Annotated in this window: 14 protein-coding genes; 4 read left to right on the forward strand and 10 right to left on the reverse strand. The window is 59.2% G+C overall.

Going from position 1 to position 23,310, the window contains the following annotated elements; translation table 11 throughout:
* Nucleotides 1–26 precede the first annotated feature (26 nt).
* Together IEV00_RS07095 and IEV00_RS07100 are read right to left on the reverse strand one after the other, a co-directional pair.
* A complete protein-coding gene (locus tag IEV00_RS07095; protein WP_188359657.1) occupies nucleotides 27–3,023 on the reverse strand; it encodes a fibrinogen-like YCDxxxxGGGW domain-containing protein in 2,997 nt (998 codons plus the stop codon).
* A 6-nt stretch (nucleotides 3,024–3,029) separates the two neighbouring features.
* Complete coding sequence (locus IEV00_RS07100; RefSeq protein WP_188359658.1) at nucleotides 3,030–3,800, reverse strand: hypothetical protein; 771 nt, start codon at nucleotides 3,798–3,800, stop codon at nucleotides 3,030–3,032.
* Nucleotides 3,801–4,204: 404 nt separating this feature from the next.
* On the opposite strand from IEV00_RS07100, the gene mfd reads away from it, so the two are divergent.
* The gene (mfd, locus tag IEV00_RS07105) at nucleotides 4,205–7,816 is read left to right on the forward strand and encodes a transcription-repair coupling factor (RefSeq protein WP_188359659.1); all 3,612 of its coding nucleotides are present in this window, start codon (nucleotides 4,205–4,207) and stop codon (nucleotides 7,814–7,816) included.
* A 66-nt stretch (nucleotides 7,817–7,882) separates the two neighbouring features.
* Here mfd and IEV00_RS07110 read toward each other — a convergent pair whose 3' ends face one another.
* The 4 genes from IEV00_RS07110 to IEV00_RS07125 all read right to left on the reverse strand — a co-directional run bounded on the left by IEV00_RS07110 (nucleotide 7,883) and on the right by IEV00_RS07125 (nucleotide 11,907).
* A complete protein-coding gene (locus IEV00_RS07110) occupies nucleotides 7,883–8,308 on the reverse strand; it encodes a hypothetical protein (protein ID WP_188359660.1) in 426 nt (141 codons plus the stop codon).
* A 137-nt stretch (nucleotides 8,309–8,445) separates the two neighbouring features.
* Nucleotides 8,446–9,135, reverse strand: a complete 690-nt coding sequence (gene deoC, locus IEV00_RS07115; RefSeq protein WP_188359661.1) for a deoxyribose-phosphate aldolase — start codon at nucleotides 9,133–9,135, stop codon at nucleotides 8,446–8,448.
* 186 nt (nucleotides 9,136–9,321) lie between these two features.
* Nucleotides 9,322–11,052 carry a phospho-sugar mutase gene (locus IEV00_RS07120; protein ID WP_188359662.1) on the reverse strand — a complete coding sequence of 577 codons (1,731 nt, stop codon included), beginning with the start codon at nucleotides 11,050–11,052 and terminating at the stop codon, nucleotides 9,322–9,324.
* Nucleotides 11,053–11,061: 9 nt separating this feature from the next.
* The gene (locus IEV00_RS07125; protein ID WP_188359663.1) at nucleotides 11,062–11,907 is read right to left on the reverse strand and encodes a purine-nucleoside phosphorylase; all 846 of its coding nucleotides are present in this window, start codon (nucleotides 11,905–11,907) and stop codon (nucleotides 11,062–11,064) included.
* 125 nt (nucleotides 11,908–12,032) lie between these two features.
* On the opposite strand from IEV00_RS07125, the gene IEV00_RS07130 reads away from it, so the two are divergent.
* A complete protein-coding gene (locus IEV00_RS07130; protein ID WP_188359664.1) occupies nucleotides 12,033–13,451 on the forward strand; it encodes an NAD(P)H-quinone dehydrogenase in 1,419 nt (472 codons plus the stop codon).
* 78 nt (nucleotides 13,452–13,529) lie between these two features.
* Here IEV00_RS07130 and IEV00_RS07135 read toward each other — a convergent pair whose 3' ends face one another.
* The 4 genes from IEV00_RS07135 to IEV00_RS07150 all read right to left on the reverse strand — a co-directional run bounded on the left by IEV00_RS07135 (nucleotide 13,530) and on the right by IEV00_RS07150 (nucleotide 19,091).
* Nucleotides 13,530–14,921, reverse strand: a complete 1,392-nt coding sequence (locus IEV00_RS07135; protein ID WP_188359665.1) for an MFS transporter — start codon at nucleotides 14,919–14,921, stop codon at nucleotides 13,530–13,532.
* Between the two features lie 132 nt (nucleotides 14,922–15,053).
* Nucleotides 15,054–16,454, reverse strand: coding sequence for an MFS transporter (locus tag IEV00_RS07140; RefSeq protein ID WP_188359666.1), 1,401 nt, complete (start codon nucleotides 16,452–16,454; stop codon nucleotides 15,054–15,056).
* Nucleotides 16,455–16,566: 112 nt separating this feature from the next.
* Nucleotides 16,567–18,354, reverse strand: coding sequence for an acetyl/propionyl/methylcrotonyl-CoA carboxylase subunit alpha (locus IEV00_RS07145; RefSeq protein WP_373868237.1), 1,788 nt, complete (start codon nucleotides 18,352–18,354; stop codon nucleotides 16,567–16,569).
* A gap of 110 nt (nucleotides 18,355–18,464) precedes the next feature.
* Nucleotides 18,465–19,091: a Maf family protein gene (locus tag IEV00_RS07150; protein ID WP_229723125.1), complete on the reverse strand. Its 627-nt coding sequence runs from the start codon at nucleotides 19,089–19,091 to the stop codon at nucleotides 18,465–18,467.
* Between the two features lie 124 nt (nucleotides 19,092–19,215).
* On the opposite strand from IEV00_RS07150, the gene IEV00_RS07155 reads away from it, so the two are divergent.
* Together IEV00_RS07155 and IEV00_RS07160 are read left to right on the forward strand one after the other, a co-directional pair.
* A complete protein-coding gene (locus IEV00_RS07155; RefSeq protein ID WP_188359669.1) occupies nucleotides 19,216–21,567 on the forward strand; it encodes an NAD-glutamate dehydrogenase domain-containing protein in 2,352 nt (783 codons plus the stop codon).
* A gap of 195 nt (nucleotides 21,568–21,762) precedes the next feature.
* Nucleotides 21,763–23,151: a dicarboxylate/amino acid:cation symporter gene (locus tag IEV00_RS07160; RefSeq protein ID WP_188359670.1), complete on the forward strand. Its 1,389-nt coding sequence runs from the start codon at nucleotides 21,763–21,765 to the stop codon at nucleotides 23,149–23,151.
* Nucleotides 23,152–23,310: the final 159 nt, after the last annotated feature.

Below are 23,310 nucleotides of genomic sequence, written 5' to 3' on the forward strand. Positions count from 1 at the left end.
TATTCAGCCTTCTCTAGAGGCAGCTCTTATTTCTGCAGGTCAGCGGAGAGGTCGAAGCTGGCAGAGGCGCCAATACCCCAACGGTCTTGAGCGTGTACTGACAGAGCAATGGTGTTCTTACCGGCCTGAAGGTCCGATGCGGGAACCTCTACGGTAATCCAGTTGTTCTGGGCGTCTTCATCGCTCTTGATCGACATGGCCAGCGAAGCGGCATAGATGGGTCGCGGTGCTGCAACCATGTTGTCTCGGTTGACTTCCTTGCCATTGACGTAGAGCACTGAACCATCGTCTGAACGAACCTTAATCACCAGCTTGGAGTAGTTCTCGGGCTTGTCAATGGTGACAGACTTGCGCACGTAGATGGAGGCAGGCTGCGTAGTGCCCTCGCCTGGGATTACAGTTTCCACGGGGGCGGTACCCCAACCCAGCGGAGCCTTACCCTGCTGCCAACCGGTTACAGTGGTGTCGGTGTTCTTCCAGTCAGCGGGAGTGGTAAAGGCGTTGACCAGGTAGTCCCACTGGGAACCGGCGGCGATAATCTCGCCCGACTGATCTTTCTCTTCCTCAGCAACCGGTGCCGGGGTGGGTTCCTCGGCAGGTTGAGTGGCCTCCTCCGCAGGCTGAGTGGCTTCCTCGGTGGGCTCCTGGGTCGGCTCATCGACAGGAGCGGGGGTTTCTTCAGGCGCAGCCGGTGCCGTCGCAACCGGCGTGGTTTCTGAGTAGTTACCCGCGTTATCTACCGAACGAACGAAGTAGCGGGCACCGTCCTGGTGATCCACCTCGTAGGTGGTCTTACCGCCGGTCACGGTGGCGATCACGCGGTCATTACGCAGCACCTGGTAGTCGGTGGCGCCCTTGGTGCCGGAGGTCCAGCTCAGCTGATCCTTTCCGTCTGCGGTAGCTACCTGAAGGTTGGACGGCGCGGCGGACGGAGTAATATCGCGGGGAGCGTAGCGAGCAAAGCCCACGGTATCTTGCGTACCGCTGGTGCCCAGGGTCTTGGATATGTCGCCACCAACCCAGAGAACGCCCTCAGAGTCAACAAAAGATTCCCAGATGCCGTTACCGCGCTGGCCGGTGAGCATGGGGTTGAAATCTTGCAGGAACTTACCGGTGGTCTCGTCCCAGGCACCTACCATGCGGATTCGGTTAATCTCGTAGGTGGTTGCTTCGGGATTATCGTGGGTGTCTGCGCCCTCGTAGGCCCAGTTCTCACAGTGGCAGGAACCGTAAATAATACCGTTCTTCTTATCCCGGAAGAGATCCTGGAAATCGCCACCGTTCTTGGTGATTGCCGAGTAGGAACGAGAGAGGTCGGATTTGTTGTACTGGGCAATCAGGTGCTCAGCACCGCCTGCCCACACGGTCGAGCCTGCGTCCTGAACATCAAACTGGAAACCGGCCCGGTCACCCTGAGCCGCGCTGTAGTAGGAGAGCTTCCAGTCCCAGGGCATCTTGTTGTAGCCGGTGGTGGTGTTCATGTTGGCAAGTTTCCAGGCGCGTTCGCCGCGGTTGGTAGAGAAGTAACCAGCCGCATAGACGTTCTCGTTGTCGTCACCGGCGGAGATGCCGTTGACGGTGCCGTTGAACTCGGGGTTCCAGTTCCAGTCAACGCTACCGTTGCTCATATTGAAGCGGGCGGCGTTGCGGGAGTATTCAAAAGCGCTTGAGGTGTTTCCCTTGACGTGGGTGAAAGCACCACCGATGTAGAGGTAGCCGTTGGCTTCTTGGATAGTGCGAACACGGGCAACGTCAGAGGCCAGGCGGTTCTCAACCTTCCAGTCAAAGGTGCGATCAATCTCGCCGGTGACGGGATCAAGCACCACAAAACCGGTCACATCTTCACCGTTGACCTGGGTGAACTCACCGCCAACGGCCAGCTTGCCGTTGGAGAGTCCCTCAAGAGCCTTGATCTGGCCGTTGAATTTGGGCATGAAAGACCGCACCAGCTGGCCGTCTTTGACATTGAAACCGGCCAGGAAACGCTGGTCTACAGTTTCACCGCTGCGGCTCACCAGGTTCTTGAAGTCACCGCCGGTGAATACGGTATCGCCCACCTGGGTAATTGCCTGCACCTGGGTGTTCATTTCACCCACGTTGCCGGTACCGGTTTCTAGAGAAGTGCGCCATTCCATGCGGGAGGAAAAGCTGCTGGGTAGCGCTCGCTGCTGTTCTGCCCCCAGACCGGTATCTGCGATGGTTTCAAAACCGGCGTTGTCCTGGGTCAGCTTGGGGCGGGCGTAGAGCTGGGTAAAGGCCATCGCGGTGTTGCCGGTCTTCGACCACAGGTGGGTGGTGGGGGTATTGGAGCCCCGCACGTAGTAGCCGAAGGTGAAGCCGTTGAGCCAGTTGGTGTCGCGGTTGGCCTTGAAGACCAGAGCGTTATAGCGGTTATCCCAGTTACCAACAGAGCCTTTACTGGTGGCGTAGTTGGTGTCCAAGCCTAGACCGGGAGGATTATCGAAGCGAATGTCACTCCACTGGGCGAACGCTGCCAGTGCCCAGGTCCAGTTCTGCTGGTTCATGCGCTTGGCATAGGCGTTCTGCCACTGGGTGCCCTCGGCATTGGTGGCGCGCTTGAACAGCAGACCGTCCTCCAGATCGCTGGGGGACTGACCGCCCATCAGGGCGTCAACAGTCTTTGAGTCCAGCTGAACAGGTGAGAAGGCATCGGTGCCGTCTGGGTTGTTAGCCAGGTCAGCGGGGTTACCTTTGCCCTGATAGTCCTCGGTCCAGCCTTCGCGGCCGCGGCCGAGCATAACCCAGCCACCGCCGTCGGTCTCTTGGTCGCAGTAGAACCGCGCGGGTGCTTCCATTTCGGGGGTGAAGAGCCAGTAGGCTCCTGACTTTGATTCGGGGTCGTTCTGCTTAATTTCATAGCAGGACGCCGCTGCCTTATCTGAGCTGGAACCGTCGGGAGTGTTCTCCGCGGCCTGGGCAAAGGTGGTCGGCAAAAGTGTGACACCGAGGGTCAGGGACGCCGCTGCTGCAATGAGGGGGCGTGTTAGTTTTTTGATCTTCATGACTTCTTAGCAATCGGGGTTATTGGGCATCTCGCGGTAGGCGATCTTCCACGAACCGTTGTCTTCTGTGAGTGTGAAAATGTTCAGGGAACGTTTGGGAGTGCTGTCTGAGGTGAGCACGTTGCCGGCGGAATCCTTGATTTTGACGTCGGATGCATCTACGCATACCTCAAGGAGTTTGGCGGGTTTTCCCTGGAATTCTGTATCGGCTAGCTTGGGTTCGCCCACGAACTTGGCGGAGCCTTCTTGGCTCCAGCCGCTGTTGGCAAACTCAAGGGCTGAGGCGGTGAATTCATCTGCTGCCGAGCCAGTTGAAACCTTGTCGATTTCTTCAGCTGACTTATCTGCCAGGGCGATGTTTTCACCGGTAGCAGTGTTCTCTTGAAGCTGCTCAGCTTCTTCAGCAGAGGGCGCATCGACGGTCTTGGTCTCTACATTCTGTAGAACGTTTTCGAACTGGCCGTAGAGATTCTCAGTGGTCTTGACGTTTTCTTGGTCAAGGGCCACCTGGCTGGCTTTGACTTCTTCGCCCTGAGACTCAATCTTGCCGGGGTCAGCCTCTGCAGACTGAGAAGAATCATCCTGCGCCTTCTTTGAAGGGTCGGATGACTGAGCTGACTGCTGATCTTTGGCAGAGGGAGAGGAGTCGGCGGAGGCCTGTGGCTGCCCTTGCTGTTCTGCTGATGCAGAAGCAGAAGCGGTATCTGATGATTGGTTCTGCGCATCGGTAGAACTATCAGAAGAGCAACCGCTTAAAACGAGCGCGACTGCGAGCATTCCCGTGGCGGTTATCCCTGTTAAACGCGCGCGAGAAGTAGAGATGAAAGTCATCTATCCCCTATATGAATTATGCGTTGATTACTGTTTTTGTTTTAGTACACCGGTGCGGAATCGGTGGTTTTAAAGAAGTTCCCAGGCTTCCTCAGCTCTTATCTTAGAGCTACACAATCACCCTCGTATGTCCCCCAAAGAGGCGGAAAACGGACTTGTGGGCTATTCGGTGGTATATGAAGCCTGTGAATAGAGGGGTTATTTCATTTGTCCCCTCTTTTTCTGGGCTTAGAAAGCAACGTATTAACAAAATCTGTTGCGCAAGCCAGGCTCAGTGCCTGCTGTCTGACCCTGTGCGATAATTGTTCAGCACCTTTTTGACCCAGTTTTGTGGAAAGTAGCCGGTTTTTATGAGCCTTCGCGGTCTAACTAAACTTCTGTCCCAGGAACCAAGCTTTAGCCGCATCTCGGCGGCGGCTGCCGCTCCGCCGGCGCAGCGGTCTGCTGAACTGGTGATGGCTGCTGTGGACGGCGCTCGGCCGGTTCTGCTGGCAGAGATTGCAGCGGGGATGCAGAGTCAGGATGAGGGAGCCTGTCTGCTGGCTATTACCGCCACCGAGCGGGAGGCAGAAGACACCGTATCGGCCCTTGCCTCCTTTATGGATCCACAGAAAATTGCCCTCTTTCCGGCCTGGGAGACCCTTCCCCACGAGCGCCTCTCGCCGCGGTCTGACACCGTGGGTCAGCGCCTGACCGTTCTGCGGCGTCTTGCGGGTTCAGACCGTCCCGCCGTGGTGGTGGCGCCGGTGCGCGCCGTCATTCAGCCCTTTGTTTCCGGTCTTGAAGCGATGGAGCCGGTACGCCTGGCGGCTGGCGAAGAACGAGATTTCGATGAAACCGTTAAGGCTCTCACCCAGGCCGCCTACTCCCGTGTTGACCTGGTGTCTAAGCGCGGTGAATTTGCCGTGCGCGGCGGTATTCTCGATGTTTTCTCCCCGGTGGCTGACCACCCGGTACGTATCGAATTTTTCGGTGATGAAATTGAGAACATGCGCTGGTTCTCGGTGGCAGACCAGAGAACCCTCAGCGGGGGAGAGCACCCCAGCGAGATTATCGCTCCTCCCTGCCGTGAGCTGCTGATTACCCCCTCGGTGATGTCCAAGGCAGCGCGCCTGCAGGGGGATTTTCCCGGGGCAGCCGCCATGCTCGAGAAGATTGCGGGTGGAATCTACGTTGAGGGTATGGAATCGCTGACCCCGCTGCTGGTGGAAGAGATGACCACCCTGCTCGATGTGCTGCCCGAACACTCTCTGCCGGTGGTGCTGGAGCCCGAGAAAGTACGCTCGCGCGCCGCCGATCTGGTAGCCACCAACGAGGAATTTTTGCTGGCTGCCTGGGAGTCTGCCACCGACAATTCCAATGCCCCCATTGACCTGGGCCAGAACAGCGCGGGTTTTGGTGCCGGAGCCTTCCGCACCGTGGCCGACCTGCGCGAGAGAGCCCTGGACCGCCGGCTGGGCTGGTGGGCCATGACCGCCCTGGGGGTGGACGACGCTATCGAGGACGGCGTTGATACCCTCACCTTCGAGGCCCGGGCGCCCCATTCCTACGCAGGAAACGTGAACGAGCTGCTCACCGAGGTTGGGAAGAAAGTCAGGGACGGCTGGCACATTATTGCCGTGACCGACGGCCCAGGCCCGCTCCAGCGCCTGCTCTCTGTCTTCCAGGAGGCAGAGATTCCAGCAGCCCGCACCGAAGACCTGGTGGAAGCTCCTGACGCGGGCATGATTGAAATGACCACCGCCGCTGCCGGTAAGGGTTTTATGATGGACGCCGCCCGCATCGGCTTTCTCACCGAAGCTGACATTCTGGGCCGCGCTTCCAGCTACGGCACCCGCGATCTGCGCGCCGCCAAGCTGCCCGTGCGCCGTCGTAAAAATGCTGTGGACCCCATGGCACTCAAGGCCGGCGACTACGTGGTACACGAGCAGCACGGCATCGGCCAGTTTATCGAGCTGGTGCAGCGCCCGATAGCCGGTGCCATGATTAAGCCCGGCCAGCCCAAACCCATGAAGGAATACCTGGTGCTGGAATACGCGGCGTCCAAACGCGGCGGTGCTAAAGACCGCCTCTTCGTACCCACCGACCAGCTGGATCAGGTTTCGAACTACGTGGGCGGCGATGCCCCGGCCCTATCAAAGATGGGCGGCTCGGACTGGGCCAAGACCAAGTCCCGGGCCCGCAAGGCGGTCAAGGAGATTGCCGCAGACCTCATCAAGCTTTATTCAGCCCGCCAGGCAAGCCGAGGCCATGCCTTCGGCCCCGATACCCCCTGGCAGGCCGAGCTTGAAGAGGCCTTCCCCTACCAGGAGACCCCCGACCAGCTCTCGGCTATCAACGAGGTCAAGGCCGACATGGAGAAAGAGGTTCCCATGGACCGCCTGATCTCCGGCGACGTGGGCTACGGTAAAACCGAGATTGCCGTGCGGGCCGCTTTCAAGGCGGTGCAAGACGGCAAGCAGGTGGCGGTGCTGGTGCCCACCACCCTGCTGGCCCAGCAGCACCTTGAGACCTTTACCGAGCGGTTCTCGGGCTTTCCCGTGCGGGTTGCCGCCCTCTCGCGTTTCCAGACTAAGAAAGAAGCGCTCGAAACACTTGAGGGGCTGAAGAACGGTTCTATTGACGTGGTGGTGGGCACCCACCGGATTCTCTCCGAGTCCACCCAGTTCAAAGACCTCGGCCTGGTGATTATCGACGAGGAACAGCGCTTTGGCGTGGAGCACAAAGAAAAGCTCAAGACTATGCGCACCAATGTTGACGTTCTTGCCATGTCTGCGACTCCGATTCCCCGCACCCTGGAGATGTCGCTGACCGGTATTCGTGAGACCTCCACCCTGGCCACTCCGCCCGAGGAACGCCACCCCGTGCTGACTTTCGTGGGCGCCCGTACCGACAAGCAGATTACCGCCGCTATTCGCCGCGAGCTCATGCGCGAGGGCCAGGTTTTCTTTGTGCACAGCCGAGTCTCTTCGATTGAGCGGGTTGCCTCCGAGATCCAGCAGCTGGTACCCGAGGCCCGCATCGCTGTGGCCCACGGAAAGATGAGCGAATCGCGCCTGGAACAGATTATTGTGGACTTCTGGGAGCGGAGGTTCGATGTGCTGGTCTGCACCACCATCGTGGAAACCGGCCTGGATATTTCCAACGCCAATACCCTGATTGTCGATCAGGCCCAGAACTACGGTCTCTCACAGCTGCACCAGCTGCGTGGCCGCGTGGGCCGTGGTCGCGAGCGCGCCTACGCCTACTTCCTCTATCCCACCGACAAGATGCTGGGGGAGGTCGCGCTAGAGCGCCTGAAGGCCGTTGCCACCCACAACGAGCTGGGTGCCGGTATGCAGCTGGCCATGAAGGATCTTGAAATTCGCGGTGCCGGTAACCTGCTGGGCGGCGAGCAGTCGGGCCACATTGCCGGTGTGGGCTTCGACCTCTACCTGCGACTGGTGGGCGAGGCCGTTGCTAACTTTAGGGGAGATGAGGACGACGCCGCTCCGGCCGAGGTAAAGGTGGACCTTCCGGTCAACGCCCACCTACCGCACGACTATGTTTCCTCAGAACGTCTGCGACTAGCCGCCTACCGCCAGATTGCCCAGGCTGTCTCCGAAGAAGAACTGGCAGAAGCCCACGAGGAGCTGGTAGATCGCTACGGTGAGGTTCCCGAGGCCACCGAAAACCTCTTCCGTATCGCTTCGCTGCGCCTGCGCGCCCGGGCCGTGGGACTGTCTGAGATTGTTGCCATGGGCCCCAAGGTTCGTTTCTTTCCGGTTGACCTGCCCGAATCTAAAATCATGCGGCTCAACCGCATGTATCCGGGTTCCCTGCACAAGCAGATTCCTGGAACCGAGCAGTGGCAGATTCTGGTACCCCGGCCCAAGACAGCCCGGGTAGGCGGAAAAGACCTGGTGGATGAGGCCATGGTTCAGTGGACCAACGACTTCATCAGAGCGATTTTCGAGGCATAAGAAAAAGCGGGCAACTCCCTTCAGGGAGCTGCCCGCTTTTAGGTTTCTCAGACTGAGAGCTACGGCCTAGCGCATGGTCAGGTCTACACCGTTTTCGCGGTTCTCAGTGTTGGTCTTAGAAGACATCAGGTGGTAGACAATGCCCCAGGGCACAATCAGCAGAACCAGGGCGATCAGCCAGGGAACAACGCCGTGGCTACCCACAATGCCCTCGGGGTAGAAGCCCAGCATATAGAGACCCAGCAGGAAGACCACGAAGAGAATCACGAAGATCACCAGGCTAGAGCCAATCTGGCCCTGGCCGGAATAGGTGGGGCCGTGAGCTTCTTCAAAGCCGCGACCCTCTTTCTGCAGACCCAGGGTCTCAACGTTGCTGCGCTTCTCGGATTCAGAGTGCAGCTGGTCAGAACCGTGGTGGTGGGTGTGATGGCCAGCGGTACCCGCTGAAGTGTGGGCTGATGCTCGCTCGCTGGAGACCTTCTCAGAAGACATAGAGAACTACTTTCCGTATCGGGGCACTCACCTGTGAGGCTGCCCGAATGTGCATGTGCTTTCTCACCCCAGTATAAGGGGTGAGAAAAACTTATGCACAGTGTGTCAATGAATGTTAGGGCTTTTTGAAGCGCAGTTTAGTAGGAACCCTCGCCCGCTTCACCGGCTTCGATGATTGCGATGCCCTTGGAAGCACCGATTCGGTTAGCTCCCGCTTCAATCATGGCCAGGGCCTGCTCGCGGGTGCGCACGCCACCGGATGCCTTGACGCCGATGTTGGGGCCAACGGTCTTGCGCATTAGGGCAATGTCTTCAACGGTGGCACCGGCAGAGGAATAACCGGTGGAGGTCTTCACAAAGTCGGCACCGGCTTCTACCGCAGCCTCGCAGGCAAGCACCTTCTGATCATCGGTGAGCTCGGAGGTCTCGATGATGACCTTGACCTTAGCGTTACCGGCATGGGCAGCATCTACCACAGCCTTAATATCGTCGACCAGAGCCTGACGCTTTTCGGCGCGGGCATCGGCAATGTTGATCACCATATCGACCTCGGCGGCACCGGCGGCCACAGCGGTGGTGGTCTCAAAGGCCTTGACCTCGGTGGCAGAAGCACCGAAAGGGAAGCCGATCACCACGCAGGGAACCGCCGAAGCGCCGTCCAGCTCCTGCGCCAGCACCGGAGCCCACACGGGGTTGGCGCAGACGGAGGCGAAGCCGTGCTCGCGGGCCTCTGCACAAAGACGGCGCACGTCGGCCTCGGAGGCGGTGGGGGCGAGAATGGTGTGGTCAATCATTGCTGCCAGTTCGGCATTGGAAATGTCAGTCATGTTTCTCCTTTGAATACTTAGGTTTATGAAGGCATACGGGGCCGAAAACGAATAGTTCAGTTGGGTAAGCGTTTGCGGGGTCTGCGCCCCGACACCCTAACGCCAGCCCCGAGCCAGTCGGGGCGCAGATCCCACAAACGCTTTGACGCTGCGCACCTTGCTCTGGGCTGAGAAGCCCGGAAAGAATCAGAGCCCCAGCGCCGCCCGGATTTCATCGGCAACCTGCTTCAGCGCCGTAGTTGCCTGGGTCCGTGCCTGCGCCAGAGCCTCCTGCGGCTGCGAGTCGGCGGGCTTTGCCTCTACCTCGCGGATGACCTCCAGGTAGCACTTGAGCTTGGGCTCGGTACCCGAGGGGCGCACGATCACGCGGGTGCCGTCTGCCGCCAGGTACATCATGCCGTTGGTGGGCGGCAGGGTCTCGGTTCCCTGGGACATATCGATCACCTCGGTCACCGGCGAACCCGCCAGAGAGGCCGGCGGGGTCGCCCGCAGGGTCGCCATCATGGTGGTAATCTGGCTGAGGTCGTCCACCCGGATTGAGACCTGGTCCGTTGCATAGACCCCGTGCTCGGCTGCCAGCTCATCGAGCACGGTCAGCAGGGTCTTGCCCTCCCGCTTGAGCTGCTGGGCGTAGATAGCAACCGCCAGAGCCGCCGAGACGCCGTCCTTATCCTTCACCGAGGCGGGATCAACGCTGTAGCCGATGGCCTCCTCGTAGCCGTAGGCCAGGTTCTCGATGCGGGCAATCCACTTGAAACCGGTCAGGGTCTCGCGGTGCTCCAGTCCGGCAGCTCGGGCGATAGCGCCCAGCTGGCGGGAAGATACCACCGAGTTGGCGAAGATGGGCTTGGGGTTCTGCTGCGACGTATCTCCCAGGCGCTGCAGGGTTGCCACGCCCAGCAGGGAGCCAATTTCGTCTCCGCGCAGGGCCCGCCAGGTCTTGACCGCCGGGTCAAAGACGGCAAAAGCGGCGCGGTCGGCATCGGGATCATTGGCGATAATCAAATCTGCCTGCTCGCGCTCAGCCACCTTGAAGGCCAAATCCAGCGCGCCCGGCTCTTCGGGGTTGGGGAAGGAGACGGTGGGAAAGAGCGGGTCGGGGTCGAACTGCTCAGCCACCGGAGTAACCGACTCGAAACCGGCGTTTTTCAATACCTTGAGCACAGTCTCTCCGCCCACGCCGTGCATGGCGGTGTAGACAATCTTCAGGTCGCGCTCGGCGGGCTGAGCCAGCGCACCCACCGCTGCCACGTAGTCATCGGCTACCGAGCCGGGCAACACCTGCCAGCCCTCGGCCGCCAGCTCAATCGCGGCGTCGTCCACACCGGCAATCGCCGCTGCGATATCGGAGTCGAAGGGCGGCACAATCTGGGCGCCGCGGGCGTGCTCTTCGACAGCCTGACCACCCAGGTAGACCTTGTAGCCGTTATCCTGGGGCGGGTTGTGGGAGGCGGTGACCATCACGCCCACCTCGGCGCCGTATTCCCGGGTAGCCCAGGCAAGCACGGGGGTGGGCAGGGGAGCGGGCATCAGCTTGGTCTTGATACCCGCCGCCTCAAAAATCGCTGCGGTTTCCTGCGCGAAAATATCGGAGTTGAAGCGGGCATCAAAGCCGACGACGGCGCTGGGTGACTCCCAGCCCTCAGCGGTGGCGCGGCCAGAAATGTAAGCAGCCAGGCCAACTGCCGCCCGACGCACCACCACGCGGTTCATACGCATGGGGCCAGCGCCCAGGGCAGCGCGCAAACCGGCGGTGCCGAACTGAAGGGTGCCCGAGAAACGGTCCTGAAGGTCAGCGATAGCCTCAGAATCTTGAGCCTCTGCCCGGCTAATAATCTCGGTGAGCTCTGCGCGGGTAGCTTCGTCGGGGTCAATGCTCAGCCAATACCTGGCCTGGTCGATGAGATGTTCTGTCATGGTTCGTCCTTAGATTTTCTCAATAATGTCAGCCAGCAGACGGGAGATACGGGGGCCGGCGTCCTTGCCAGCCTGAATTACCTCTTCGTGGTTGAGAGCTGTTTCCTGAATACCGGCCGCCATGTTGGTGACCAGCGAAATACCAAAAACTTCCATACCCACAGAGCGGGCTGCAATGGCCTCTAGCGCGGTAGACATGCCCACCAGGTCAGCACCCAGAGTCGCCATCATCTTGATTTCAGCGGGGGTTTCATAGTGGGGGCCGGGGGCCTGATAGTAAACGCCCTCCAGCAGAGAATCATCAATGGAGCGGGCAATCTCCCGAATACGGGGTGAGTAGAGATCGGTGAGGTCCACGAAATGGACACCCTGCAGGGGAGAGGTGGCGGTTGCGTTGATATGGTCGGAAATCAGAACCGGCATACCCGCCGAGTAGGAGGGATTCAGGCCGCCGCAACCGTTGGTCAGAATCATGGTCTCAGCACCGGCAGCTGCCGCGGTGCGCACACCGTGCACCACAGCATCAACACCCTTGTTTTCATAGAAGTGGGTGCGGGCGCCAATCACCAGGGCCCGCTTTCCAGAGGAGGTAAGAATAGAGGAAATAGTACCGGGGTGGCCCGCCACAGCAGAGGCGTGGAAGCCCGGAATCTCCTGGGCATCCATTACGTGGGTGGTCTCACCGATTAGGCTGGCAGCCTCGCCCCAGCCGGAGCCCAAGGTCAGAGCAATATCGTGCTTCTGCACATCGGTTGCCTCTGCGATAAACTTCGCGGCCTTGCGAGCGGCAACAGCGGCAGGATGGTCTTCATGGGAAGTGGGCAGGGCCCACACATCAATAGAATTTTCGTTCATCACAAGCCTAAATTACCAGTTTTCCGCCTCTGCCTGTGGGGCTGAAACCGCTCGGGCGCCGGAAAATTAAGGTAAACATCGACTTAGAGTTTGAATGAAACTATCAAAGAGAACACAATAGTAATGTGACTCTCAAAACTGATTACGCATCACACAAAATCATCATTCTTGGCGGTGGCCCCGGCGGTTATGAGGCGGCCCTGGTGGCGTCGTCCTTGGGCGCAGACGTAACCCTCATTGAGGCCAAGGGGCTGGGTGGCTCGGCGGTTCTCACCGACGTCGTCCCCTCAAAAACCCTCATTGCCTCCGCAGATCTCATGACCCGCATCTCCGAAGCCGCAGATCTGGGTATTACCGTGGGCGACCCGCAGGCAGACCGCACCGTTCACGTTGACCTCGGCACCGTCAATGAGCGCTTGGTCAACCTGGCCCACCAGCAGTCCAACGATATTAAGCGCACCGTCGAGCGCTCCGGTATCAAGGTGATTAGCGGTAAGGGCAAGCTCAAAGACCACCACACCGTTGAGGTAACCGATAGCGACGGTCTGGTCTACGACCTTCAGGCGGAGTTTATTCTTCTGTCGGTGGGCACCCACCCCCGTGAGCTCGAGACCGCGAAGCCAGACGGCAAGCGAATTCTCAACTGGACCCAGCTCTACAACCTCGAAGAAATGCCCGAAGAGCTGATTGTGGTTGGTTCCGGTGTGACCGGTGCGGAGTTCGCCTCTGCCTACAACGGCCTGGGCAGCAAGGTCACCCTGATTTCTTCGCGCGACCGCGTGCTGCCGGGCGAGGACGAGGACGCCGCTACTGTGCTGGAAAACGTATTCGAGCGCCGCGGTGTTCGGGTGATGCCGCGCTCCCGCGCCCAGGCTGCTGAGTATACCGAGGACGGCGAGGGCGTGATCGTCACCCTCTCTGACGGCCGCAAGGTCTCTGGTTCCCACGTGCTCATCGCCGTGGGTTCCATTCCTAACACCGAAGATTTGGGACTGGAAAACGCCGGGGTTGAGGTCTCGGAGTCGGGTCACATTAATGTAGACCGCGTCTCCCGTACCAATATCTCTAACATCTATGCAGCCGGTGACTGCACCGGTGTTTATCCGCTGGCCTCTGTGGCTGCCATGCAGGGCCGCATCGCAATTGCCCACCTGATGGGTGACCACGTGCGCCCGCTCAAGACCCACCAGGTAGCGGCCAATATCTTCACCTCACCCGAGATTGCTACCGTGGGCGTTTCTGAGAAGGAAATTCAGTCCGGTAAGTATCAGGCAGACACCGTGATGCTCTCGCTGAACACCAACCCCCGCGCCAAAATGATGGCGGTCAAAGACGGCTTTATCAAGATTTTCTCGCGTAAGCACTCCGGTACCGTGATCGGTGGCGTGGTGGTGGGTCCCCGAGCCTCAGAGCTAATCTTCCCCATCTCTCTGGCGGTGGATCAGAAGCTGCACGTTGACGATTTGGCAGAGACCTACACCGTTTATCCGTCTCTGACCGGCTCGATTTCAGAGGCTGCGCGAAAGCTCCATAAGCGGCTCTAGGATTTTCTAACCCTCTGCGCGAGTGGTGGATTTTAGGCTTAAATTCCTTATGTTTAAGCCTGAAATCCACCACTCATTTTATATTTTCTCCAAATCCACGTCGCGGGTCTCATGGGTGATGGCCATAAAGACAATGGAGAGCACCGCCGCCCCTGCCAGATAGAGGCCAACAGCGCCCACCCCACCGCGAGAATTAAGCCAGACCGCCACATAGGGGGTCAGCGCAGCGCCCAAGATGGAAGAGACATTGTAGGAAATACCCGAGGCTGTGTAGCGCACGTTGGTGGGGAAGAGCTCCGGTAGGTAGGCAGACATAGCACCCGAGGTCACGCCCATCAGAGCCATACCGATTGACATGAAGATAACGATGCGCACGAGATTGGCATCTGCTCCGGTTCCCACGGCTTCGGGGCTCATAAAGAAACCAAAGGACAATCCAAAAAGTGCAACGATGCTGGTAAGAACTAATTGGGAGCGCCGCCGGCCGTAGCGGTCTGCCAGCCAGCCGGAAACCGGCACCATGGCAGCGAAGAAGAGGATGGTAATGAGCTGGATAATCAGGAAGGTGCGGTAGGGGATTGCTAGGCCACCCGCCTCCACTGAGGCAATGCCATAGGAAAGAATCCAGGCAGTCATCAGATAAAAAATCACAAAGGTGGTCATCATAATAAAGGTGCCCTGAATCATGGGCCACCAGGCAACCCTAAAGGCCTCAGCCAAGGGTGACTTAACTTTCTTATCTTCTTGAACAGCCGCCCTAAAGACCGGGGTTTCTTCGAGTTTGAAGCGGACGTAGAGGCCTACGGCCACCATCGCCAGAGAGGCCAGGAAGGGAAGGCGCCAGCCCCAGACCAAGAAGTTATGGTTGAGCTCGCCGGCGTGCTGAGTGGAGTCAAAGCCCATGAAAATGGTCAGCAGGAGCATGAAGCCGTTGGCGAGAATAAAGCCGAAGGGAGCGCCGAGCTGGGGCCACATGGCAGTACGAGCACGCCTATCTTGCTCGGCATATTCGGAGGCGATGAGCACAGCGCCTGACCATTCGCCACCTAAACCTAAGCCCTGGCAGAATCGCAGGATGGTGAGCATGGCCGGTGCCCACAGACCGATTTGATGATAGGTGGGCAGCAAACCGATGAGGAAGGTTGCCAGACCCATAGTGAGCAGGGCACCGACCAGGGTCGCCTTGCGACCAATGCTGTCGCCGAAGTGGCCAAAGATGACTGACCCGATCGGCCTTGCAATAAACGCGGCGCTGAAGGTTGCCATAGAAGCTAGCAGCTTGGCGGTGTCATCGTTGCCGGTAAAGAAGAGGGCAGGGAAAACCGCTATCGCTGCGGTGGCGTAGATGTAAAAGTCATAGAACTCGATGGTGGTGCCCACCAGGGAGGCCAGAATGACTCTCGACTTGGGCACCGCGGTGGGGTGAATCTGAGATGGGTCCTTGGTGTTTTCTTGTGCGAGGCTACTCAAAAGATAGTTCCTTAGCTGGAGAAAGAAAAATAGTTCACTCTGGCTGGTTGTGTGCAAACTTGTCTGCACAGAACCAGCCACAGTGAACTATCAAGAAGTTTCATTCGGCGTGGGGCTCAAGCGGAGCTTCCTCTACTTGCGGGCCATGGTGTTCAAATCCACGTCGCGGGTCTCATGGGTGATGGCCATGAAGACGATGGTCAGCACAGCGGCTCCTGCCAGGTAGAAGCCCACGGCTCCCACACCGCCGTGGGCATTGAGCCAGACTGCAGCATAGGGGGTCAGCGCAGCGCCCAAGATGGAAGAGACATTGTAGGAAATACCCGAGGCTGTATAGCGGACGTTGGTGGGGAAGAGCTCGGGCAGGTAAGCCGACATGGAACCGAAGGTCAAGCCCATGAGGGTCATGCCGATGGCCATAAAGATTACAATGCGTACAATGTTAGCTTCTGAACCGGTACCTACCGCGTCTGGAGCCATGAAGAAGCCGAAGGAAAGGCCAAAGAGCACAATGAAACCGGTAATCACCAGCTGGGAGGAACGGCGTCCGTAGCGGTCTGCCAGCCAGCCAGAAACAGGAACCATGGCGGCGAAGAAGAGGATGGTAATGAGCTGGATAATCAGGAAGGTTCGGTAGGGAATAGCCAGACCCCCTGCTTCTACCTTGGCGATGCCGAAGGAAAGAATCCAGGCTGTCATCAGGTAGAAGAGCACGTAGGTTGCCAGCATGATGAAGGTGCCCTGAATCATGGGCCACCAGGCGACCTTAAAGGCTTCTGCCAGAGGAGTTTTAACCTTTTTGTCTTCTTTGACGGCCAGCTTAAAGACCGGGGTTTCTTCCAGTTTGAAGCGGACGTAGAGGCCTACCAGCACCATCACCAGGGAGGCCAGGAAGGGAAGGCGCCAGCCCCAGACCAAGAAGGCGTGGTCGAATTCTCCGGCATGTTCAGCCGAGTTGAAGCCCATGAAAATGGTCAGCAGGAGCATGAAGCCGTTGGCGAGAATAAAGCCGAAGGGAGCGCCGAGCTGGGGCCACATGGCGGCGCGGGCCCGCTTGCCGTGGTCGGCGTACTCGGTAGCTAGTAGCGCTGCACCTGACCATTCACCGCCCAGGCCGAGGCCCTGGCAGAATCGCAGGATGGTGAGCATAGCGGGTGCCCAGAGGCCAATCTGGTGGTAGGTGGGCAGCAAGCCAATCAGGAAGGTCGCCAGGCCCATAGTAAGCAGGGCACCGACCAGGGTTGCCTTACGGCCAATGCGGTCGCCGAAGTGACCAAAAATCACCGATCCGATGGGGCGGGCCACGAAAGCCGCACCGAAGGTCGCCATAGAAGCCAGTAGCTTGGCGGTGTCATCGTTACCGGTGAAAAAGAGGGCGGGGAAAACAGCTACTGCCGCGGTGGCGTAGATGTAGAAGTCGTAGAACTCAATGGTGGTGCCGATGAGCGATGCCAGAATGACTCTCGACTTAGGCACTGTGGTGTGAGGTTTCCGAGGTGTGGCCTCGGTATTTTCTGCAGCAACGCTACTCAAGAGAAAACTCCTTGTGCTGAGTGGAAATCTTTTGTGTGTTTGAGCAAAAGATTAGTGCCCCACTAGCGCAAGGAGTATTCTTGTATCAAATTTTGAGATTGTTGCTGAAAGCCTACTTAATGGTGGCGATCACGGCGCCGGCGGTCACTGTCTCGCCGGGCTTGAGCTTCAGGCCGGTGACCTTGCCCGCCTTGTGGGCGGTGATGGGCTGTTCCATCTTCATGGCTTCCAGCACCACAATCAAGTCGCCCTCAGCCACCTTCGCGCCGTCCTTAACCTCGACCTTCACGATGGTTCCCTGCATGGGGGAGGTGAGGTCGTTGGAATTGGTGGACGCCGCGCCGCGGGCCGAGCGGTCTTTGCGGGCCTTCTTGGCTGTGGGTTTAGCCGAGGACGACGCGCCGGAGCCGAGGGAGGCGGGAAGAACAACCTCAAGGCGCTTGCCGCCGACTTCCACGACGACCTTCTGACGGTCGTCGTCGTCCTCAGTCTCACCAAAGCTACCGTTGTAGGGGGCAATGGTGTTGTTGAATTCGGTCTCAATCCAGCGGGTGTGAACGCCAAAGGTACCCTCGGAATCGGGGGCAAAGGCTGGCTCGTCGAGAACGGCGCGGTGGAAGTTAGCCACGGTGGGCATACCTTCAATGACCAGCTCTGACAGGGCCCGGCGGGAACGCTCAATAGCTTCTTCGCGGCTGGAGCCGGTCACAATCAACTTGGCGAGCATGGAGTCAAAGGAACCGCCAATAACGTCGCCCTCAACCACACCTGAATCCCAGCGTACGCCGGGGCCAGACGGTACCCGCAGCTTTTCCACGGTACCGGGGGAGGGCATGAAGGAGCGGCCGGCGTCTTCACCGTTGATACGGAACTCAAAGGAGTGGCCACGCAATTCGGGGTCGGTGTAGCCCAGCTCTTCGCCGCGGGCCAGACGGAACTGCTCGCGCACCAGGTCGATACCCGATACCTCTTCGGAGACGGGATGCTCCACCTGCAGGCGGGTGTTGACCTCGAGGAAGGAAATGGTGCCGTCGGTACCCACCAGGAACTCGCAAGTGCCAGCGCCGGTGTAGCCAGCTTCTTTAAGAATTGCCTTAGAAGATTCGTAGAGGCGTTCGGTCTGCTCGTCGGTGAGGAAAGGAGCGGGAGCTTCTTCTACCAGTTTCTGGTTGCGGCGCTGCAGGGAGCAGTCGCGAGTGGAGACCACGACGACGTTGCCGTGGGCGTCTGCCAGGCACTGGGTTTCCACGTGGCGGGGGGAGTCGAGGAAGCGCTCGATAAAGCACTCGCCGCGACCAAAAGCGGCGGTGGCTTCGCGCACCGCGGAGTCGTAGAGCTCGGCAATCTTCTCGCGCTCGCGCACCACCTTAATGCCGCGGCCACCGCCACCGAAGGCTGCCTTAATAGCAATGGGCAGGCCGTGCTCGTCGGCAAAAGCCTCTACCTCGGCGGCTGAAGAGACGGGATCTTTGGTGCCGGGCACCTGGGGTGCGCCCACTTTCTCAGCGATGTGGCGGGCGGCCACCTTATCTCCCAGGGTCGAAATTGACTCGGGGGAGGGGCCAATCCAGGTAAGGCCGGCGTCAATGACCTTCTGCGCGAACTCGGCGTTTTCGGAGAGGAAACCGTAGCCGGGATGAACCGAGTCTGCACCGGAGCGTTGCGCGACGTCGAGGAGCTTATCCATCACCAGGTAGGAATCTGAGGCGGTGGCGCCGCCCAGCGAAAAGGCTTCGTCGGCAAGGCGCACGTGCAGGGCATCGCGGTCTGGTTCAGCGTAGACAGCCACGGTGGAGATACCTTCATCTTGGGCTGCTCGAATCACGCGAACCGCGATTTCACCGCGGTTGGCAATGAGAATCTTGGAGACGGGGCCGGTATGGCGCCCCTCAACGGGGATAAATTCGCGACTTAATCGCTCAGTATTTTTGGTCAATGAAAAGCTCCTTTATATCCTTCACGAGTTTACCGATAGTTTGAGGCAGATGTGTTTGAAATTTAGTGAGGTTTTCACCAAAAGTTGGTAATTGACTGCCCCAGCTGGTGCATCATGCTGCGCAGAGCGTTGAGGGAAAGCCCCACCACGGTGTGGAACTCTCCTTCGATTCCCTTAATAAAGGGCGCCCCAAAACCGTCAATGGTAAAGGAACCCGCCACCCACAGGGGCTCTTCGGTGGCAAGGTAGGCTTCGATTTCCTCGTCGGAAAGCCGGTCAAAATGTACGATGGCGGTGCGTAGTTCAGAGGCCTCTTTGCCGGTGGCAGTATCAATGAGCCAGTGGCCGGTGTGTAGCTGCCCCGACTGCCCACTCATGGCGGTAATACGCTGCCGGGCTTTCTCCACGGTGTGGGGTTTTCCATAGGCCCCACCGTCAAATTCAAAGACCGAATCGCACCCGAGAACCAGCGCATCGGCGGCCTCAACCCGGGCAGCGACGTCCTGCGCCTTCGCCTGGGCCAGCAGCTGGGCGGTCTGCGCCGGGGTGATTTCGCCCAGCCCCGCCGCAAAGGCCTTCTCCTGGGCCTGGGCCAGCACCGCGTCTTCGTCGACATCTGACACCAGAACCTGAAAGTCCACCCCCGAATCGGTGAGCAGTTTTTGCCGGGCGGGCGAAGACGAGGCGAGGATAAGTTTCATCAGAGCCGGGGCACCTTTCATCGGTGGGAGCCTAGTTAATATTTGAGACAGAACTTCACTGTGCCACATTTTCTCCCTACAGTTTAAATCTCATGAATGACTTACAGCACAGTTAAGAGGCGTTATGACTGACCACCACAATCTTATCTCTGAGACCGATGAATTTTCCCGGCTGGTTTCTGACCTACAGATTGCCCCTGAACTGAGCGTGGTTTTCAGGGCCTACTCCCGTTACCTGCTCCAGCTGGGAGTTCCCGCCGAAGCCGCTACGGTCAGCCGGTATTTGCGGGATTTTCCGGAGATTACCGGCGATTTCGTGGAGTTCTTTGAACTGGGCTTTGACCCCGCGCGGCAGCTGGGTCAGTCGGAGCGGGTATCTGCCCGCGATACCCTGCAGGCAGGGCTGAGCCGCCGTATTGAGAAGGTGCAGGACGACGCCGCTGCCGCTTTCTTCTCGGCGCTACTTGAGGTGCAGGCGGCTACGGTACGCACGAATTTTTACCAGAAGAAGCCCACCCTGGCGCTGAAGATGAGCACCCAGAAGATTACTCGGGCTCCCCAGCCCCGCCCCCTGTGGGAGATTTGGGTTTACTCGCCCAAGGTTGAGGGAACCCACCTGCGCTTTGGAATGGTCTCCCGGGGCGGCCTGCGTTGGTCTGATAGGCCGGAGGATTTCCGCACCGAGATTCTGGGCCTGGTCAAGGCCCAGCGGGTTAAGAACGCGGTAATCATTCCCAACGGTTCGAAGGGTGGTTTTGTGCCCAAGGGTCTGCCCGACCGTGATCGGGAGAAGGAACTGTATTCTCAGATGGGCGTTGAAGCCTACAAGCTCTTTATTGGTTCCCTACTCGATGTCACCGATAATCTGCAGAACTCGGGCGGTGAGCGGAAGATTAAGAGCCCCGAAAACGTGGTGGCCCTGGACGGGCCCGACCACTACCTGGTGGTTGCCGCCGATAAGGGAACAGCTACCTTCTCGGATACAGCCAATACCCTCTCGACCTCCCGCGGTTTCTGGCTGGGAGATGCCTTTGCTTCTGGCGGCTCTGTGGGCTTTGACCACAAGGACATGGGCATTACCGCCCGCGGTGCCTGGGAGTCGGTCAAGCGCCACTTTGCCTCGCTACAGCACGATAGTCAGAGCGAAGATTTCACCATGGTGGGCGTGGGTGGTATGGCCGGTGACGTCTTTGGTAACGGTGCCCTGCTCTCCGAGCATATCCGCCTGATTGCCGCCTTTGATTCGCGGCATATCTTCATCGACCCGCAGCCCGATGCTGCTAGCTCCTATCGCGAGAGGCAGCGCCTCTTTAATCTGCTCCGGGCCTACTGGACCGACTATAACCCCGAGCTCATTTCAGCCGGTGGCGGGGTCTTTAGCCGCTCTGCTGATTCGATTCCGGTCGCCGAGCCCGTGCGTGAAGCCCTGGGGCTTGCCCCCGAGGTTGAAGAGCTGACTCCCAGCGAGCTCATTCGCGCTATTGTTGCCGCACCGGTGGATCTTTTCTACACCGGTGGCACCGGCACCTATGTGCGCGCCAGTGATGAAACCGATGAGCAGGTGGGCGATAGCGATAACGATTCCATGCGCATCACCGCCAGCCAGCTGCGGGCAAAGGTGGTTGCCGAGGGCGGTAACCTGGGACTAACCCAGCGCGCCCGCATTGAGGCCGCCCGCCGCGGCGTTCTGATCAACACCGACGCCCTCGATAATTCTGCCGGTGTTGAGACCTCTGATCACGAGGTCAACCTCAAGATTCTCATTGACCAGCTTATTGCCGCCGGTGAACTCGATGAAAGCCAGCGGGCACCCCTGATTGAAAGCCTGGTGGATGAAGTGGGGCGGCAGGTGCTCGAATCCAATATCAACCAGAACGTGCTGCTCCAGGCCGAGCGCCTGGGCGCGGGGCGGGCCCAGAGCAGCGCCGTCGAGCTACTCGACTTCCTCGAAGAGCGGGCGGGGCTGGACCGGCAGGTGGAGTTCCTGCCCACCACTGATGAGCTGGACGAGCGCCGCGAAGCAGGGGAGGGGGTGACCAGCCCCGAGCTGGCCGTGGTGCTGGCCTATACCAAGATCTGGCTCACCGGTGAGCTCCTTGACGCCAAGCTGGGCCGGAATCGCGACTTTTCCTTCGCCCTGGATCAGTACTTCCCCGCAGAAATCACCGAGCGCTACGGCCGGTACTTCTGGCAGCACCCCCTGCGCGAGCAGATTATTGCAACGCGGGTAGCCAACGAAGTAATCGATACAGCGGGTATCGCCTTTGTACTGGAAGCCATGAAGAAGCACGGCGTCTCGGCGGTAGAGGTTGTTCGAGCCTTCTACCGTGCCCGGGCAGAAGAGGGGCTGGCGCAGAAAGCCCAGCAGCTACGATCGCTGGCTCCGACCACCGCTTTAGAGCAGTGGATCAAGCAGGCCCGGGAACTCTTCCGCCTGACCGAAGAGTCCACCGACCGAATTCTGGCAAGTCGCTAGGGCAGCTCTCAGAAGCAGGTGCAGGCGGGGATTCATACCCCGCCTGCACCTCACCTGTATCCCCTCCAAAGTAGCGAGACGCTCGTCATAGGGGAGCTCAAAAGCCCTGATTTTCAGCGGCTGCCAATTTTTGCGTGCGTAACATTAGTAAATACTCTCTCGCTGTGCTAAAGAAATAGGCGTACTCTCGATTGCATGTCTACTACACGCACATCTCGTCTACCGGGTTGGATGACAAAATTCGGTAACCAAATTATCTTTGCCCTGATAGCCGGTGTTCTCTTGGGCCTGCTCGCTACTCAGATGGGTGGCGACCCCGAGGAGAGCCCCAACTGGCTCATGACCACTCTCGATACCATCGGTTCCAGCTACGTGACCCTGCTCAAGGCAGCGGTGGTGCCGCTGGTATTCACCGCGGTGGTGAGCTCCATTTCTAACCTCTCCCAGGTCTCTAATGCCGCCCGCCTGGCAACCAAGACCCTGATCTGGTTCGGTATCACCGCCTTCTTCTCGGTGATTGTGGGTATCGTGCTGGGTCTGGTGGTTCAGCCCGGCGCCAACACCAATCTGGCAACCCCCGAGACTTACTCGGGTACCGAGGGTAGCTGGCTGGCCTTCCTGCAGGGCCTGATTCCCGTCAACTTCTTGGGTCTGGGCGTTTCTGCCAAGATGGCTGAGGACGGCGGTGTGTCGGCTTCGGCCTCCTTCAATGTGCTCCAGGTGCTGGTGGTCTCCGGTGCCATTGGCATTGCTGCGCTCAAGGTGGGCGAGGCCGCTAAGCCCTTCATCGCCGTGGTCAATTCCGCCCTGGCTATTATTCAGAAGGTTCTTTGGTGGATTATCCGCCTGGCCCCCCTGGGTACCGTGGGCCTGATTGGTCGCGCCGTTTACTCCTACGGCTGGACTTCCATGGGAGCCCTGCTCAAGTTTGTGATTACCCTCTACGTGGGTCTGTTCATCGTTATGTTCGTGATCTACCCGATTGTTGCAAAGACCTCGGGCCTGTCGGTCAAGCAGTTCTTCAACGGGGTCTGGCCTGCCACTCAGCTGGGCTTTGTCTCCCGCTCATCCATGGGTACCATGCCCGTGACCCAGGCGGTCGCCGAGCGTAACTTTGGTGTTCCCCGCTCCTACGCCTCCTTTGCGGTTCCGCTGGGAGCAACCACCAAGATGGACGGCTGCGCCGCAGTTTACCCCGCCCTGGCGGCCCTCTTCGTGGCCCAGTTCTACGGCGTGGACCTGAACTTCACCCACTACCTGCTCATCATCATGGTGTCGGTGCTGGGTTCGGCGGCAACCGCCGGAACTACCGGGGCCACCGTGATGCTGACCCTGACCCTCTCCACTCTGGGACTGCCCCTGGACGGCGTGGGCCTGCTACTGGCCATTGACCCCATCATCGATATGGGCCGCACCGCCCTGAATGTTTCGGGCCAGGCCCTGGTGGCGGCTATCGTGGCTAAGCGCGAGGGCATTCTTGATGAAACTGCCTACAACGCAGCCCGCACCGACAATGGCTTTGTGCCTGAAACCCGCAGTGCTGAAAACCACTCCAGCCTGAGGGCGCCGGTCAACCTCCCTTAAACGCCAGCCCCGATGCCAGTTGACTGGCGCCCTCAGGCTGGTGCGCGTGTCGCTTCATCCCGGTGCTAGTTGACTGGCGCCCTCGGGCTGGATGTCTTCTAGGGTGCACCTCAACCTCTCTAGACAGAGATATGGCACCTTGGCACATCGCCAAGGTGC

Source organism: Rothia aerolata, assembly GCF_014635585.1.
Classification (GTDB): Bacteria; Actinomycetota; Actinomycetes; order Actinomycetales; family Micrococcaceae; genus Rothia; species Rothia aerolata.